16 protein-coding genes are annotated in these 14,726 nt (G+C 68.0%); 2 read left to right on the top strand and 14 right to left on the bottom strand.

Annotated elements, in window-relative coordinates; all coding sequences use genetic code 11:
* Positions 1-131 precede the first annotated feature (131 nt).
* Both WH303_RS19865 and nth read left to right on the top strand, forming a co-directional pair.
* The gene (locus tag WH303_RS19865) at positions 132-1,169 is read left to right on the top strand and encodes a lipoprotein N-acyltransferase Lnb domain-containing protein (protein WP_339520581.1); all 1,038 of its coding nucleotides are present in this window, start codon (positions 132-134) and stop codon (positions 1,167-1,169) included.
* Between the two features lie 60 nt (positions 1,170-1,229).
* Positions 1,230-1,883 carry an endonuclease III gene (gene nth / locus WH303_RS19860; RefSeq protein WP_339520579.1) on the top strand — a complete coding sequence of 218 codons (654 nt, stop codon included), beginning with the start codon at positions 1,230-1,232 and terminating at the stop codon, positions 1,881-1,883.
* Positions 1,884-1,898: 15 nt separating this feature from the next.
* Here the strand turns inward: nth and cobT are convergent, their stop codons facing one another.
* The 14 genes from cobT to WH303_RS19790 all read right to left on the bottom strand — a co-directional run bounded on the left by cobT (position 1,899) and on the right by WH303_RS19790 (position 14,719).
* The gene (cobT, locus tag WH303_RS19855) at positions 1,899-2,981 is read right to left on the bottom strand and encodes a nicotinate-nucleotide--dimethylbenzimidazole phosphoribosyltransferase (RefSeq protein ID WP_339520577.1); all 1,083 of its coding nucleotides are present in this window, start codon (positions 2,979-2,981) and stop codon (positions 1,899-1,901) included.
* 149 nt (positions 2,982-3,130) lie between these two features.
* On the bottom strand, positions 3,131-3,568 hold the full coding sequence (locus tag WH303_RS19850; protein ID WP_339520575.1) for a hypothetical protein: 438 nt from the start codon (positions 3,566-3,568) through the stop codon (positions 3,131-3,133).
* Positions 3,569-3,692: 124 nt separating this feature from the next.
* Positions 3,693-5,147 carry a cobyric acid synthase gene (locus WH303_RS19845; protein ID WP_339520573.1) on the bottom strand — a complete coding sequence of 485 codons (1,455 nt, stop codon included), beginning with the start codon at positions 5,145-5,147 and terminating at the stop codon, positions 3,693-3,695.
* Positions 5,144-5,548: a DUF3037 domain-containing protein gene (locus WH303_RS19840; protein WP_339520571.1), complete on the bottom strand. Its 405-nt coding sequence runs from the start codon at positions 5,546-5,548 to the stop codon at positions 5,144-5,146. Before WH303_RS19840 ends, WH303_RS19845 begins: the two co-directional genes overlap by 4 nt.
* Complete coding sequence (locus tag WH303_RS19835; RefSeq protein WP_339520694.1) at positions 5,535-6,320, bottom strand: HipA family kinase; 786 nt, start codon at positions 6,318-6,320, stop codon at positions 5,535-5,537. The genes WH303_RS19840 and WH303_RS19835 overlap by 14 nt, the downstream gene beginning before the upstream one ends.
* Before the next feature lie 52 nt (positions 6,321-6,372).
* Complete coding sequence (locus WH303_RS19830) at positions 6,373-7,374, bottom strand: aminotransferase class I/II-fold pyridoxal phosphate-dependent enzyme (RefSeq protein WP_339520569.1); 1,002 nt, start codon at positions 7,372-7,374, stop codon at positions 6,373-6,375.
* Positions 7,367-8,461 carry an adenosylcobinamide-phosphate synthase CbiB gene (gene cbiB, locus WH303_RS19825; RefSeq protein WP_445228315.1) on the bottom strand — a complete coding sequence of 365 codons (1,095 nt, stop codon included), beginning with the start codon at positions 8,459-8,461 and terminating at the stop codon, positions 7,367-7,369. The genes WH303_RS19830 and cbiB overlap by 8 nt, the downstream gene beginning before the upstream one ends.
* Entirely contained in the window at positions 8,458-9,180 is a 723-nt protein-coding gene (bluB, locus tag WH303_RS19820) for a 5,6-dimethylbenzimidazole synthase (RefSeq protein ID WP_339520567.1), read from the bottom strand. The genes cbiB and bluB overlap by 4 nt, the downstream gene beginning before the upstream one ends.
* 22 nt (positions 9,181-9,202) lie before the next feature.
* A complete protein-coding gene (gene cobO / locus WH303_RS19815) occupies positions 9,203-9,772 on the bottom strand; it encodes a cob(I)yrinic acid a,c-diamide adenosyltransferase (protein ID WP_021026297.1) in 570 nt (189 codons plus the stop codon).
* Positions 9,773-9,846: 74 nt separating this feature from the next.
* Entirely contained in the window at positions 9,847-10,647 is an 801-nt protein-coding gene (locus WH303_RS19810) for an ABC transporter ATP-binding protein (RefSeq protein ID WP_339520564.1), read from the bottom strand.
* Positions 10,647-11,624, bottom strand: a complete 978-nt coding sequence (locus tag WH303_RS19805) for a FecCD family ABC transporter permease (RefSeq protein ID WP_339520690.1) — start codon at positions 11,622-11,624, stop codon at positions 10,647-10,649. Before WH303_RS19805 ends, WH303_RS19810 begins: the two co-directional genes overlap by 1 nt.
* A 77-nt stretch (positions 11,625-11,701) precedes the next feature.
* The gene (locus WH303_RS19800) at positions 11,702-12,688 is read right to left on the bottom strand and encodes an ABC transporter substrate-binding protein (protein WP_339520562.1); all 987 of its coding nucleotides are present in this window, start codon (positions 12,686-12,688) and stop codon (positions 11,702-11,704) included.
* Positions 12,689-12,699: 11 nt separating this feature from the next.
* Positions 12,700-13,287 (bottom strand): bifunctional adenosylcobinamide kinase/adenosylcobinamide-phosphate guanylyltransferase, encoded by a 588-nt coding sequence (locus tag WH303_RS19795; protein ID WP_339520561.1) that lies wholly within the window; start codon positions 13,285-13,287, stop codon positions 12,700-12,702.
* A gap of 10 nt (positions 13,288-13,297) precedes the next feature.
* Positions 13,298-14,719, bottom strand: coding sequence for a cobyrinate a,c-diamide synthase (locus WH303_RS19790; protein ID WP_339520559.1), 1,422 nt, complete (start codon positions 14,717-14,719; stop codon positions 13,298-13,300).
* Positions 14,720-14,726: the final 7 nt, after the last annotated feature.

Below are 14,726 nucleotides of genomic sequence, written 5' to 3'. Positions count from 1 at the left end.
GCCAGGTCGAGCGACCGGCCGCCCTGGCATTTTGCTACTTTTTACCGGCCCCATGCGTCGCTCTGGCATCCCTGAGCCCGCCATTGGCCCCTCCTATCGACTATGCTTGCGGTCCAAAGGATTTTGTCACCATGCGCATCGCCGCTTTCTTCATTGTTTTGGTCAAATTGCTGGCCTCGCTGCTCATGCTTGCGGGCGTTGTCTGGGCCTGCGGGGCGCTGTGGTTTCAGCTGGCGCAGTCGGTCAAGTCGGGCTCGGCCCGGGGCTTGCTGCTGGGGGTCTGGGTGGGGGTGGGCCTGTACTGCATCTACCTGCTGTGGCAGCAGCGTGCGCCCCGGGGCCTGCTGATCTATGGGCTGCTGTTGGCAGCCATCCTGGCCTGGTGGGCCAGCATCCAGCCGTCCAACACGCGCAAATGGGCGCCCGATGTGGCCCAGCAGCTGTCGGGCACGGTCCAGGGTGACCTGGTGCAGCTGCACAATGTGCGCAATTTTGACTGGCAGACCGCGAGCAAGGCAACGGCGCGCTGGGAAGACCGCAACTACGACCTGCGCCAGCTCGTCTCGGTGGACATGAGCACCTCGTACTGGATGGGCCCGGCCATTGCCCACACCCTGGTGTCCTTTGGCTTTGACGACGGCAAGGGCCCGCGTCGCTACCTGACCTTCTCGGTGGAGATCCGCAAGGAGCGCGGCGAGCAGTTCTCGGCCGTAGGTGGCTTTTTCAAGCAGTTCGAGCAAAGCCTGGTCGCAGCCGATGAGCGCGACATCCTGCGCGTACGCAGCAATATGCGCGGCGAAGAGGTCTACCTCTACAGCGTGGCCATGCCGCGCGCTGCGATGCGCTCGCTGTTTATCGCCTATGTGGACAAGGCCAATGCGCTGGTCGAGAAGCCGCAGTTCTACCACACGCTGTTTGCCAACTGCACCACCATCGTGTTCGAGATGGTGCGGCGCATTGTGCCGGGCCTGCCGATGGACTGGCGCCAGCTGGCCAGCGGCTACCTGCCCCAGTATGTGGACAGCCTGGGCGCCCTCGCCCGCCCGAATGACTTTGAGGCCATCCATGAGGCGGCCCACATCAACGCCCGCGCCAAGGCCGTGCGCCCGGGTGAGGATTTCTCGGCCGCCATCCGCCAGGGCGTGCCGCAGGCGCCGCTGCAGCCCTGATGCAGGGACCCAGGCTCGGACCTTGCCAGATAATGGCAGCCGAGCCTGCACAACCACACGATGAAAACCGCTGATATCCAACCCTTCTTCGCCACCTTGAAGGCGGCCAATCCTTCGCCCCAGACCGAGCTGGAATACACCTCCGTGTTCGAGCTGCTCGCCGCCGTGCTGCTGTCGGCCCAGGCGACCGATGTGGGCGTGAACAAGGCCACCCGCAAACTCTTTCCGGTCGCCAACACGCCCCAGGCCATGCTGGCGCTGGGGTTGGAAGGCCTGGAGGGCTATATCAAGACCATCGGCCTGTACCGCAGCAAGGCCAAGCACCTGATGGAGACCTGCCGCATTCTGGTCGAGCAGCATGGAGGCAGGGTGCCCGATACGCGCGAGGCGCTCGAAGCCCTGCCCGGCGTGGGCCGCAAGACCGCCAATGTGGTGCTCAATGTGGCCTTTGGCCAGCCCACCATGGCGGTGGACACCCATATCTTCCGGGTGAGCAACCGCACCGGCCTGGCGCCCGGCAAGAACCCGCTGGAAGTCGAAAAGCAGCTGATGCAGCGCGTACCCGATGACTACGCCGTCGATTCGCACCACTGGCTGATCCTGCTGGGCCGCTATGTCTGCCAGGCGCGCAAGCCGCGCTGCTGGGAATGCCTGGTCAGCAGCTACTGCGATTTCTCGCCCAAGACGCCGCCGCCCCAAGGCGCGCTGCGCTGATCGCAGCGGCAGGCATCAAGAGCTGCTCTGGGTGCTGACCCCCGCCGATGCAAAGCTGGCCATGTCGCGCAGCATGGCGCAGGCCGACTCCAGCAGCGGCCAGGCCAGCGCCGCACCGGAGCCCTCGCCCAAGCGCAGCTGCCAGTCAAGCAAAGGCTGGGCCTGCAAGGCCGCCAGCAAATGGCTGTGGCCGGGCTCGCCCGAGCGATGGGCATAGACGCAGCGCTCCAGCACCGCCGGCTGCAGGCGCGAGGCCACCAGCACGGCCGCGCTGGTGATAAAGCCATCGACCACGATCACGCGGCGCTCCAGCGCAGCCTGCAGCACCGCGCCCACCATGGTCGCCACTTCCAGCCCCCCCATCGCGGCCAGCACGGCCAGGGGCTCGTGCACATCGGCATGGCGCGCCAGCACCCGGCGCAGCACCGCCGCCTTGCGCGCCACGCCCTCGCCGCTCAGCCCGGTACCTGCGCCAGTGACGGCTTCCACATCCAGGTTGCACAGCCGCGCCAACAGCAGCGATGCGCTGGAGGTATTGCCAATGCCCATCTCGCCCAGCAGCAAGGCATTGCCGGGCAAGGCCTGTAGCAAAGCGCGGCCATTGGCAATGGCCGCTTCGCACTGCGCCATGTCCATCGCCGGGCCCAGGCTGCTGTCTTGCGTGCCCGGAGCCACCTTGCGCAGCCACAGGCGGGGCGCGCCTGTGGGCAGCGCATCGGTCTGGGGTGCAAAATCGCGGGCCACGCCGCAATCGACCACATTCAGCGCCACGCCATGCTGGCGTGACAGCACACTCACCGCCGCCCCGCCGGCCAGAAAATTGCCCACCATCTGCCAGGTCACATCGGCCGGGTAGGCCGACACACCCTGCGCCACCAGGCCATGGTCGGCCGCAAACACCACCATCTGGGGATCGGCCAAGCGCGGCTGGGTGCTGCCCAGGATGCAGGCGATGCGCAAAGCCAGCGCTTCGAGCAGGCCCAGCGAGCCCAGCGGCTTGGTCTTGTTGTCCAGCAGCTGCTGCACTTGCTGGCGAAAGGCGGCGTCCTCGATCGAGGCAATGGAAGGGATGAGCGGGGAGAACGAGGATTCGGACATGGTCAAGCTAGAGAACGGGGCACGGCGATACGCCAAGCTGCCAGTATCGCGCTGCCCGCCCCGGTTTGCAGCCCGGCGCGCACAAACCATGCAAAAACGCTCTGCGCAGCAAAAGCTGGGCAGAGCGTTGATGGGCGAGACCAGTCAGCTTACTTGGCAGGCACCGTATAGGTGTACTCGCGCAAAATGCCACCGCCTTGCACCGAGCCGCTGTCCTGGCCCTGGGCCACGCGGCCTACGCAGGCACGGCGGTCTTCGTCGGTCTTGAAGACGGCGCAGCGTGCGGTGGCGTTCTCACGGAAGCTCGAACCCGGATCGGTCAGCTGGCCCTGGCGAGCGGCCTGGCGTGCGGCAGCTGCTTCGCGGGCGTTGGAGCTGCCTTCAGCCACATCGGCATTGGCGCGGGCATCGCCGCGCGCTTCACCGCGCTTGTGGTGGGCACCGTGCGGGCCATGCGGCATGGGCTTCATGTGCTTGGCAGGCGGTGGTGGAGGGGGCGGTGCCGATTGGGCGCTGGCATAGCCGGCGGTACCCAGCGCGAGGGCCATCGCGGCCATTTGCAAAGACTGGCGGAACATGTTTTTCATAGCGATCATCCTTATCGGTGATGGGAAGCAACACAAACAGCATGCCTGCGCTGCAAGCGCGCCCCTATCGGCCCAATCCGCCAGTGCTTGCAATATTTGGCCTACAGGCAAACACCTTGGTCATTCAGGGCAAGCGGTCGCCAAACCACTCACCCACCCCTTGGGCCATGCGCGCAAACACCTGGTCCAGGCTGGGTGCGTCGTGGCCAAACAGCGCATGGATGACGGCGGCGTTCTCAAACAGGCCATGCACATAGGTACCCAGCACCTGCGGCGCCCCGCCCTGCCACAGCAGGCCGGGCAGCAGCTCTTGCGCGGGCTGGGCTGCGCCGGCCTGCATGTCGGGGCGCAGTTCGGTCTGGCCGTGGTGGATTTCATAACCCGTCACCACCAGGCCGCTCAGGCCCTGCCAGGGCGCCTGCACGGCGGGCAACAGCAGGCGCGTGGGTTGCACATTCTTTTGCTGTGCAAACAAGGTCACCAGCGGCAGCAGGCCCAGGCCGGCGGCATTGCCGTCCACCCCATGCAGATCGACCAGCGCCTCGCCCAGCATCTGCAGGCCGCCGCAAATACCCAGCACCCGCTTGCCGGCCTGCGCATGGCGGGCAACGGCGGCATCCAGCCCCTGCTGGCGCATCCAGGCCAGATCGGCAGCGGTGGCCTTGCTGCCCGGCAGAATCACCCAGTCCGCATCGCTCAGCTGTGCGGGCGTGCGGGCCCAGAGCACGCGCACGCCGGGCAGCTGCAGCAGCGGCTGGAACTCATCGAGGTTGCTGATGCGCGGGTAGGCGACGATGGCGATGCAGGTGTGCACCGGCTGCCCAGCACCACCACTGCCCCGGTCATCAAACACGCCGTCTTCCTCGGGCAGGCCGTGCTGGAACTGCATCGGAATGCAGGCCACCGTCGGCACGCCAGTCTTGTCTTGCAGCATCTGCGGCGCCGGCGCCAGCAAGGCTGCGTCACCCCGGAACTTGTTGAGCACAAAGCCTTTGATCAGGCTTTGCTCCTCGGGCGGCAGCAGCGCCCAGGTGCCGTAGAGGTGGGCAAAGGCCCCGCCCCGGTCGATATCGGACACCAGCAGACAATGGGCATCGCAGTGGCGCGCCACGCGCATATTGACCACATCGCTGCTGTGCAGGTTGATCTCGGCGGGCGAGCCCGCGCCCTCGATCACCACCACATCGTTCTCGGCGCGCAACGCATCGAGCGCCTGCGCAATCTGCGGCCACACTTTAAGGCTGCGGCCGCGCCAGGGCATTTTGGACAGCGCCTCGTCCACCTGGCCAAACAGCACCACCTGGCTGCGGGTATCGGCCTCGGGTTTGAGCAGCAGCGGGTTCATGCGCACATCGGGCACGGCGCCTGCGGCCAGCGCCTGCAGGTACTGGGCCGTGCCGATCTCGCCCCACTGGCCATCGGGCGTGGCCACCACACGGGCGTTGTTGCTCATGTTCTGCGCCTTGAAGGGCGCCACGTTGTAGCCCTGGGCCCGGTACCAGGCACACAGCGCCGTGGCCACCCAGCTTTTGCCGGCGCCACTGCTGGTGCCCAGCACCATGATGCAGCGCGCGCTCATCGCGTTGCGCTGCCCAGCGGCAGCACCATGCGCGCCATGATGCGCTCCAGCGCCGAGCCCGCATCGCTGCACAGGCCCGTGTGCACCGGCGACGTCTGGATCATGCTGCTGCGCTTGGCGGTAAGCCAATGGAAGCGCGCGCGGTAAGGCAGCTGGCCGATGGGCCCGGCCTCGGGCACGCCAGCGCAAATGGCCACGATGCTGCCCAGGTGGCGGTAGACCGCCTGCAGATCGACTTCTGGATCCAGCGCCAGCAGGCGCGCATCATCCAGCGCGATGGCGGCCTGCAGATAGCCGCTACGCTGGCAGGACAGGATCACGCCAGCGTTGATGAACTCCTCCCGCTCGACCCGGGGCACCACGCGCACGATAGCGTAGTCATACACATCATGCGCGTGCATCGATGGCTCCTTGCAACCAGCGGCCACGCGCTTGCAGGCGGGCCAGAAAATAATTCACATAGGCGGCGCGGTGCGCCTGCGGATCGGCCAGCAACGGGCTGTTGCGGTCTTCCGCAGCCTTGGCCAAGAAGCAGTCGGGCACCGTGGCCAGAATGGCGCTCAGCACCGGCTCGGTCAGTTGCGCGGCCAGCGGCTCGTCCACCTCAGCCAGCAGGCTGGCCTGGGCCAGCAGCACATGGTCGGCAATCGGCGCAAAGGGCTTGCCCGGGTCGGCCACCGTGCCATCCCAGGCATGGTGGAAGGTCAGGGTCGCGCCATGGTCAATCAGCCAGGGCTTGCGCTGCCACATCAGCATATTGGTGTTGCGGGCCGTGCGGTCCACATTGCTGACCAGCGCATCGAACCAGACCAGGCGCGAAGCGAAATCGTCGCTGACCGCATCGACCGCAGGGTCAAAATTGACCGAGCCAGGCAGGTAGTCCAGGCCGACATTGAGGCCATCGCTGGCTCGGATCAGGTCCTGGATCTCGGGGTCGGGCTCGGTCTGCGCGAGCTTGGCGTGCAGCAGGGCCAGCACCAGCTCGGGCAGCGGCAGGCCCAGCGCGCGGGCGATGCCGCCACAGATGAGCTCGCCCATCAGCGCGCGCACGCCCTGGCCAGCCCCCCGGAACTTGAGCACATACAGGCCCAGATCGTCCGCCTCGACGACGGCCGGCATCGAGCCGCCCTCGCGCAGCGGCGTTACATAGCGCTCCACCAAGACGGTGCGCAGTTGCAAAGTTTGTAAATCCATGCCAAATGGTAGCGGTTGCCGCATGTCCTCGCTATGCATCTGCCAGCGACAGCCAGGCCCGCGCCAGCGCCGCCTGCGCCACCGGCGCCATCACGCCCAGGCGCACATGGCCGGGCAGGCCAAAGCTGCGGGCATCGCGCAGCTTGATGCCCTGGCTGCGCAGTGCTGCCAGCCGCGCGGGCAGGTCTGCCTGCGCCAGCGGCAGGCGCGCGACAAAGTAGTTGGCCTGGTGGCCGGGCAGCACCGCCCAGCCCAGGCGTTCGCACAGCGCCAGCTGCCGGCCCTTCCAGTGGCGCAGGGTGTCCAGGCTGCGGGCCAGCCAGGCCTGCACCTCGGGGGTCACCCAGGCCTGCAGCATGGCCACGCCATGGGCGCCCACCACCCAGGAAGGTGCCAGCGCCCGCAGCGCATCGACCTGCGCCTGCGCCGTGTCCTCGGGTGCAATCGCATAGGCAGCGCGGACCCCCGTCATGCCCAGGGCCTTGTTGGGCGTCCACAGCTGCCAGAGCGCGGCCATGTCGCGTGGCGGCGCAGGGCCTTCCAGCCACAGCGGCCGGTAGGCGCAATCCAGCACCAGGCCATGGTGGCTTGCGTCAGCGGGCAAAGCCTGCCACATATCTTCGACCCGGCCCAGTGGACTGGAGGGCTCACAGGCCCAGTGCAGGCCGTCACCCCATGTCATATTGCGGCTGCTGCGACGCAGGCCCCACACCTCTGCCGCCTGGGCGTAGTCGCCATAGCTATGGCGCGGCAGGCTGACCTTGGTGGCGCCCTGGCGCAGCGCATGCTGGGTCAGGCGGTGGATCAGCTCGCTGCTGCTGCCGCCAATGACCAGGCGCTCGGGCGCCACCGCATGGAAGGCCGCCAGCTGCAGGCGCAGCGCCGTGTACTGCGGATCGGGGTACTGCGCCAGGTGCGCCGCCTGCAAGGCCGCTACCGCTTCTGGGCAGGGGCCGCAGGCATTGCGGTTGGTGGAAAAATCATGCGCCGGCACGCCCAAGGCGTCGGTGCCACCATGCTCGTTATCAGCCATGGGCCAAGGCTCCTTGCGCCATCGAGGCGATTGCTATCTTTGCCGCCAAACCCAGCGCCAGCAGCAAGGCGCACAGCGCCTGCGCCCATACCACCCGGCCCGCCAAGGCCAGCGCCCGCTGCACATCCTGGGCCTGCGGAGGCCGGCCTTGCGGGTTGAGCTGGTACACGCCGGGTTTGGAAAGGTGCACACCCAGCACCCGCGCCATGGCCCCCATGGGCCAGCCGCCGTTGGGCGATGGCGTGACCGCCGCATCGCGCCGCAAGCCGGACCAGGACAGGCCACTGGCCAGCAGCGCCAGCCAGGCTGCGGTGATGCGGGCCGGCAACCAGTTCAGCACATCATCGGCCCGGGCCGCCCATTTTCCCGCCCATTGCCAGTGGCGGCGCTGCGCGCCCTGGCCGCGCCAGCCGGGGTAGCCCCACATCGCATCAGCCGTGTTGGCCAGCCGGTACAGCGCCGCGCCCGGCAGGCCAGCCACCGCAAACCAGAACAGCGGCGCCAGCACCGAATCGCTCAGGTTCTCGGCCAGGGTTTCGATCGCGCTCTCGCGCACAGTCGCTGCATCGAGCTGCGCGGTATCGCGGCTTACCAGCCAGGACAGGCGGGCCCGGCCCGCTTCCAGCGATTCGCCGAGCGCGGCCTCGACCGCCAGCACCTCGCTGCGCAGCATGCGCCAGGACAGCAGCGGCTTGAGCAGCAGCCCAGCCACAAGGCCATTCAGCCACCAAGGCGCTGCCTGCAGCAGATACATGAGGGCCGCATACACCCACCAAGCGACGCCCGCCAGCAGGCACCAGGCCAGCGCCGCCAGCACAAAGCGCCCGTAGGCACGCTGCTGCGCCTGGCACGGCGCAATCGCCTGGCCCAGCAGGCCCAGCAGCTGGCCCATATAGACAACAGGGTGCAACCGCACGGGAGGCTCGCCCCAGAGCCAGTCCACCAGCAAGGCCATCAATACGGCCAGCAAGGCGGCCATTGGCGCCTGCCAGTACACCGCAGGGCCAGCATCGGTCATAGCCTGAACCAGCTGCAGCAGCGGGCTTCCACCGGCGAGGGCCAGCTCACCCAGCCAGCCAGCCGTCATGGCTGCGGTCCTTGTTCCATCGATGCGTCCGCTCCGGCCTCGCGCCAGCACTCGTCCATCAGCATGTCCTGCAAGGGTGCACGGCTGGCCCAGCGTTCCTGCTGCAGCATCGGCTCGGCATAGTAGGCCTCCACGGGGCCCAGGCACAAAACAGCCAGCGGGTGCGCGCCATCAGGCATGGCCAGCAACTGCGCCAGCGCCTGGGGCTCGAACAGCGATACCCATCCCATCCCCAACCCTTCGGCGCGCGCGGCCAGCCAGAGGTTCTGGATCGCGCAGGCGGTGCTGGCCACATCCATCTCGGGCAAGGTGCGGCGGCCAAACACATGGGCCTCGCGCCCGGGCGGCATGGCCACCACCAGCACCTCGGCCGCCTGCAGCACGCCCTGCACCTTGAGCTGCATAAAGTCGGCCTCGCGCGCGCCCAGCGCCTGGGCGGTGCGCAGCCGCTCGTCCTCGACCAGCGCATGGATGCGGCTGCGCATCTGCGCATCGCGCACGCGGATAAAGCGCCAGGGCTGCATAAAGCCGACGCTGGGCGCATGGTGCGCCGCGCGCAGCAGGCGCAGCAGGACGGCATCGTCCACCTGGCCGCCGGCAAAGTGGCGCATGTCGCGCCGCTCATGGATGGCGCGGTAGACGGCCGCACGCTCGGCCTCGCTGAAGGCCGTAGCGGCAATCGTGGGGGCGTTGATGGGGGCGGAGTGGGTGTCGCTCATGCCAGCAATCGGCTGCGGGGCCTCAGTCTTCAATGCCGCGCTGCGCCGGGATGCCAGCCTTGAACGCATGCTTGATCAAGGTCATCTCGGTCACGGTGTCGGCCACATCGATGATCTCCTGCGGGCAGCGCCGGCCGGTGATGCAGACATGCACCTCCTTGGGCCGTGCGGCCAAGGTGTCCAGCACCTCTTGCAGCGGCAGCCAGCCATAGATCAGCGGGTAGGTAATCTCGTCGAGCACCACCAGAAAATACGCGCCCGACAGGATGGCCGCCTTGGCCTTTTCCCAGCCATCACGCGCCAGCTGGCCGCTGTGCTCCAGGTCGCGGCTCTTCCAGCTGAAGCCATCGCCCAGGCCTTCGACCGGCAGGCCCACCTGCTCGGCCAGGCGGTGCTCGCCAAAACGGGCGGTCGGCACCTTCATGAACTGGTAGACCTTCACCGCCTTGCCCCGGCCTGTTGCACGGAAGGCCAGGCCAAAGGCCGCCGTGCTCTTGCCCTTGCCGTCACCGGTGTTGACGATCACCAGGCCACGGCGCTCGCCCTCGGGCTTTTCATAAGGCTTTTCGCTGGGTGGCGTTTCAATCTGCATTGGACATCTTTCCTAGTTAGCTTGTGTCTTTGGACCTGGGCCAGGCCCAGCGTCAAGTCAGGTTCAGCTCGCCCTCAAGGGCGAGCAGCGGTGCGCGGCAAGGCCATCCACACGCCATCAATGGCACGCACCTGGATGCGGTGGTCAAACACCGCCTCCAGCGCGGCATGCGTTGCCGGGTCGTCGCAGCGGCCCTGGTGCAGCACCCTGCCCGCCTGCAGCACCAGCATATGGTCGGCCAGCAGCGCCACTGATATCTCGTGGAGCACGCTGACCACGGTGCTGCCCTGGGCGGTCAAAGCCCGCATGCTGTCCACCCAGTCGGTCTGGTGCGGGGGGTCCAGGTTGGCCAGCGGTTCATCCATCAACAGCACGGGGGCCTGTACGGCCATGGCCCGGGCCAGCAGCACGCGCTGGCGCTCACCGCCCGAAAGTTCGGCCACCGGCCGGTGGCGCCAGTCCCAGGCATGCGCTGCACGCAGGCATTGCTCCACCACTGCATGGTCTGCGCTGCTGGGCGCTGCAAACCAGGGCTGGTGCGGCAGGCGGCCGAGCATGGCCACATCCATCACCGTCAGCTCCTGCGTCACCACCTCGCCCTGGCCCAGCCAGGCCAGCGCCTGGGCGCGCTGCTTGCGCGGCCAGCGCTGCAAATCCTTGCCCAGCAGCGCCACCTCGCCCTGCAGTTGCGCCGCCGGCCACAGGCCGCCCAGCACCTTGAGCAGGCTGGATTTGCCCGCGCCATTGGGGCCGACAATGCTGGTCCAGCGGCCTTGCGCAAACTGGGCGTTGACGCCTTGCAGAATCGGCCGTGCATGCACAGCGGCATGGATATTGGTGGCGCCGAGCGCAGCGGGGGTTGCAGTGGTCGGCATCACAGGCCTCCTGCCGAGCGGGTGCTGCGGTGCATGCGCCAGAGCAGATAGCTGCCGCCCAGTGCGGCGGTGAGCACGCCCACCGGCAGCTCTTGCGGGGCCACCAGCCAGCGCGCCAGGATATCGGCAGCCAGCAGCAGCACACCGCCCATGGCCGCAGCCAGCACGGTGCTGCGGCCATGGCCCACCTGCACCAGGCTGCGCACCAGGTGCGGGGCGGCCAGGCCGACAAAGGCAATCAGCCCGGTCTGTGCGACCGAGGTGCCGGTGGCCAGGGCCAGCACGGCCACCAGGCCATAGCGCAGCGGCGCCAGCGGCAGGCCCAGGCTGGCGGCAGTCGCCTCGCCCAGGGTCAGACCATCGAGCACCCGCGCACAACACCAGGTGGCCAGCACGCAGACCAGCAGCACGGCGGCCATCAGCGCGCAGCCCTCCCAGCCGACAAAGGCCGAAGTGCCCAGGGTAAAGGCCTGCATGGCCTGCAGAATATCGGGGTGGCGCAGCTCCAGCAGATCGCGCATGGCGCCCAGCACCACGCCGACGATCACGCCGGCCAGCAGCAGGCGCAAGGTGTTTTGCACATTGCGCGCCAGCACCACCGTCAGCGCCACCGCGCAGGCGGCACCGACAAAGGCCATGCCGGTCATGCCCAGGCGGTAGAGCAGATTGAGGCTGGTGACGGACGAGCCCAGCAGCACCAGGCCCAGCGCACTGCCCAGCGAGGCGCCGGAGGCACTGCCCAGCAAATAGGGATCGGCCAGCGGGTTGCGAAACAGGCCCTGGGCCACCGCCCCGGCCAGGCCCAGCAGACCACCAGCGAGCCAGGCGCCCAGCGAGCGCGGCAGGCGGATATCGACCACGATCTGCCAGGAGGTCGGGTCATCGCGCATGCGCAGCACACTCTCCCAACCGGTGCTGCCCACACTGGCGCCGACGAGCAGCAGCAAGGCGCTGAACACCAGCAGCACCAGCGCCAGCCAGGCACTGCGGCGCAGGCCGGGCGCGGCCTCGCGCTGCGCTGCGGATGCGGGTGCAGAGCTGTGAAAAGCGGCCATCAGCGCGCCACCGCGGCCTTGCCTGGCGCCTTGTCGGCCAGGCAGCGCGCCATCAGCGCCGCGGCCTGGGCCATGCGCGGCCCCGGGCGCACGATGGCATACGACTCTTCATCGCTGAACACGCAGACACGGCCCGCCTTGACGGCCTGGAGGTTGTTCCAGCCCGGGTAGCTGGTAGCAGCCTGCATGCTGCGGTTGCCCAGCATGATCACATCGGGCTGGGCGCGCAGCAAAAACTCGGGGCTCAGCCGGGGAAACGGGCCCAGCTCAGCGGGCACCACATTGTCCACACCCAGCTGGGTCAGGGTCTCGCCAATAAAGGACTGGGGGCCGGCCGCATAGGGGCCTCGGCTCACCTCAAAGTAGACCCGGGTATGGCGCGTGCGCTCGGGCAGTTCGCGCACCACCGCATCAATGCCCGATTCCAAGTCACGCCAGACCCGGTCAGCGCCCTGCGCCTGGGGCACGCCCAAGAGCTGGCCCAGGGTGCCCAGCACGCGGTGGATATCGGCCTTGGATTTCACATCGAGCGCCACCACCTTCAGGCCCAGCGCCTGCAAACGTTCCGCCGCCTTGGAGGCATCGGACAGCAGCACCACATCGGGCTTGAGCGCCACGACCGATTCCACGCTCGGGTCCAGCCCGCCGCCCACCACCGGCAGCTTCTTGACCGAGGCAGGCCAGTCCGAATAGCGGTCCACGCCCACCAGGCGTTCGCACAAACCGAGCGCGCAGGTGCTCTCGGTCAGCGATGGCAAGAGGCTCACGATGCGTAGCGGCGGTTGTGCCAGTTGGACCTTGCGGCCCCGGTCATCGACGATGGCCGCGGGCCTGACCAGGTCCTGGTCCTTCCAGACCGGCGCGTTGGCAAAGGGTTGCAGGCGCAGTTCATCCACACTGGCAGACGGTGCCGCTTGGGCCATCGGCAATGCGAGCATCAGCGCTACCCAGGCCAGCGTTTTCCGCAGAAAGGATGGGGGAGCCATCAACAAAGCCATCATTTCATCTGCAGCGGCAAGCCCGCCGCCATCAGTTGTACGCGGTTGCAGGCCGCTGCCGCTTGCTGGTTCAGCAGTCCCAGCGCATCGACAAAGGCGCGCACCTCACGGCCCATAGGAATAACGCCCAGGCCAATCTCATTGCTGACCAGAATGATGGGGCCAGTGGCGGACTGCAGGGCTGCGATAAAGGCATCGCACTGCGCCTGCCAGGTCTGCGCAGGCTCAAGCGGTGAGGGCTCCATCGGCATCAACCAGTTGGTGAGCCACAGGGTCAGGCAGTCGACCACCAGCAGGTGTTCGGGCCGGCTGCTCGCCAGCAGCTGCTGGGCCACGTCGCGCGGCGCCTCCACGGTGGCCAGTTGCGGCACGCGGGCGCGGCGGTCTCGCTGGTGGCGCGCAATGCGCTCGTGCATCTCGGCGTCATACGCGGTGCCGGTGGCGACCAGGCTGGCGCTGCGACCGGCACCGGCCTGCAGCCAGGCACGCGCCAGCAGCTCGGCCTGGCGCGATTTGCCCGATTTCTGCCCGCCCAGCAGCAGCAATTTCAGCGGCGCTCCATCAACGTGGAAAAGAGAGTCATCCATGCCGCGCATCTTAGGCGTTCAGTGCCTCGGTATGCCAGGCCTGCGGATCGACCACGGGCATGTCCACCCCCAGCAAAGCGGCCACCGCCTGCGGGCACGAGGGAAACCAGGCATGGAAATAGCTCGCATGGATGCTGCCCTGCTGGTAGACGGCTTCGCCCTTGCCGCTCTCGGCCGCCTGGCCCGGGCGGCTGCTGCGCGCTACTTCCAGGGCCTCGCTCTGCAGCTTGGAATAGTGAAAGGTATGGCCGCGCAGCATGCCCCAGGGCGTCAGCAGCTGCTGCATGCCCAGGCCCGCCAGGCGCTGCTGCATCACGGCCTGCGCTGGCAGCAAGCCCCACAGGCTGTGCCAGCGGCTGTCCAGATCGGTCAGGCCCTCGGCCAGCGCCACCATGCCTCCGCATTCGGCCCAGACGGGCTTGCGCTCTTCCAGGTGCGCCTGCAGATCCAGCTGCAGGCCGGCATTGGCCTTGAGCGCGGGCAGGTGCAGCTCCGGGTAGCCGCCCGGCAGCCACAGCGCATCGCAGGCGGGCAGGCGGTCGCCGGCAATCGGCGAGAAAAAGGCCAGCTCGGCGCCCATGGCCTGCAGGCATTCCAGATTGGCGGTGTAGATAAAGCTAAAGGCGGCATCGCGGGCGACGGCAATGCGGCGCCCGGCCAGCCAGGCGGCCACCGGGGCGGCGGCAGCAGGCGCGGTAAAGGCCACCGTCCAGCGCTGCTGCCATTCCTGCCAAGTCAGTTGGCCCAGCGGCGTTTGCGCCAGCACATCGGCGGCGGCATCCAGGCGCTCGGCAGCGTCGTGCAGCTCATGGGCAGCCACCAGGCCCAGATGGCGTTCGGGCAGCAGGTTGGCGCGCGGTTTCGCAGCATCGAGGCTCACCTGGTTCATCGCGCCCAGCCACAGGGCCGGGTCGCGCAGGCCGCTGCGCAGCATCTCACCATGGTGGGCGGTGGCCACGCGGTTGGCCAGCACGCCGGCCAGCTGCAGGCCCGGGTCATAGTGCTGCAGGCCATGGGCAATGGCGCCAAAGGTGGCGGCCATGGCCGATGCATCCACCACCACCACAGCGGAGATACCCAGCGACTTGGCCAGCTCGGCCGCGCTGTTGGCACCGTCGAACAGGCCCATCACGCCTTCGATCAGCAGCACATCGTTGCTTTGTGCGGCCTGGAACAGGCGTGCGCGCACATCGGCTTCGCCGTTCATCCAGCGGTCCAGCGCATGCACCGGCTGGCCGCTGGCCAGGCGCAGCCACTGCGGATCGAGAAAATCCGGGCCGCATTTGAACACCTGCACCCGCCGGCCCTGGCGGGCATGCAGGCGCGCCAAGGCTGCTGTCACCGTGGTCTTGCCCTGACCCGATGCGGGCGCCGCAATCAGCAGTGCCACGCAAGGCGCTATTGGGCGGTCCTGAACCGTCGTCTCTGTCATGGCTGGC

The sequence above is a fragment of the Comamonas sp. MYb69 genome (assembly GCF_037479315.1).
GTDB lineage: Bacteria > Pseudomonadota > Gammaproteobacteria > Burkholderiales > Burkholderiaceae_C > Comamonas.
The sequence above is the reverse complement of the archived record's forward strand: the minus strand, read 5'-3'. Positions and strand labels throughout refer to the sequence as shown.

Excerpts from the sequence above, each read along its gene's own strand:
- WH303_RS19865 (WP_339520581.1), top strand. The coding sequence starts at position 132 with ATGCGCATCGCCGCTTTCTTCATTGTTTTGGTCAAATTGCTGGCCTCG.
- WH303_RS19795 (WP_339520561.1), bottom strand. The coding sequence starts at position 13,287 with ATGGATGACTCTCTTTTCCACGTTGATGGAGCGCCGCTGAAATTGCTG.
- cobO (WP_021026297.1), bottom strand. The coding sequence starts at position 9,772 with ATGCAGATTGAAACGCCACCCAGCGAAAAGCCTTATGAAAAGCCCGAG.
- WH303_RS19800 (WP_339520562.1), bottom strand. The coding sequence starts at position 12,688 with ATGGCTCCCCCATCCTTTCTGCGGAAAACGCTGGCCTGGGTAGCGCTG.
- cobT (WP_339520577.1), bottom strand. The coding sequence starts at position 2,981 with ATGTCCGAATCCTCGTTCTCCCCGCTCATCCCTTCCATTGCCTCGATC.
- WH303_RS19845 (WP_339520573.1), bottom strand. The coding sequence starts at position 5,147 with ATGAGCGCGCGCTGCATCATGGTGCTGGGCACCAGCAGTGGCGCCGGC.
- bluB (WP_339520567.1), bottom strand. The coding sequence starts at position 9,180 with ATGAGCGACACCCACTCCGCCCCCATCAACGCCCCCACGATTGCCGCT.
- WH303_RS19840 (WP_339520571.1), bottom strand. The coding sequence starts at position 5,548 with ATGCACGCGCATGATGTGTATGACTACGCTATCGTGCGCGTGGTGCCC.
- WH303_RS19830 (WP_339520569.1), bottom strand. The coding sequence starts at position 7,374 with ATGGCTGATAACGAGCATGGTGGCACCGACGCCTTGGGCGTGCCGGCG.
- WH303_RS19810 (WP_339520564.1), bottom strand. The coding sequence starts at position 10,647 with ATGCCGACCACTGCAACCCCCGCTGCGCTCGGCGCCACCAATATCCAT.
- cbiB (WP_445228315.1), bottom strand. The coding sequence starts at position 8,461 with ATGACGGCTGGCTGGCTGGGTGAGCTGGCCCTCGCCGGTGGAAGCCCG.
- WH303_RS19850 (WP_339520575.1), bottom strand. The coding sequence starts at position 3,568 with ATGAAAAACATGTTCCGCCAGTCTTTGCAAATGGCCGCGATGGCCCTC.
- nth (WP_339520579.1), top strand. The coding sequence starts at position 1,230 with ATGAAAACCGCTGATATCCAACCCTTCTTCGCCACCTTGAAGGCGGCC.
- WH303_RS19790 (WP_339520559.1), bottom strand. The coding sequence starts at position 14,719 with ATGACAGAGACGACGGTTCAGGACCGCCCAATAGCGCCTTGCGTGGCA.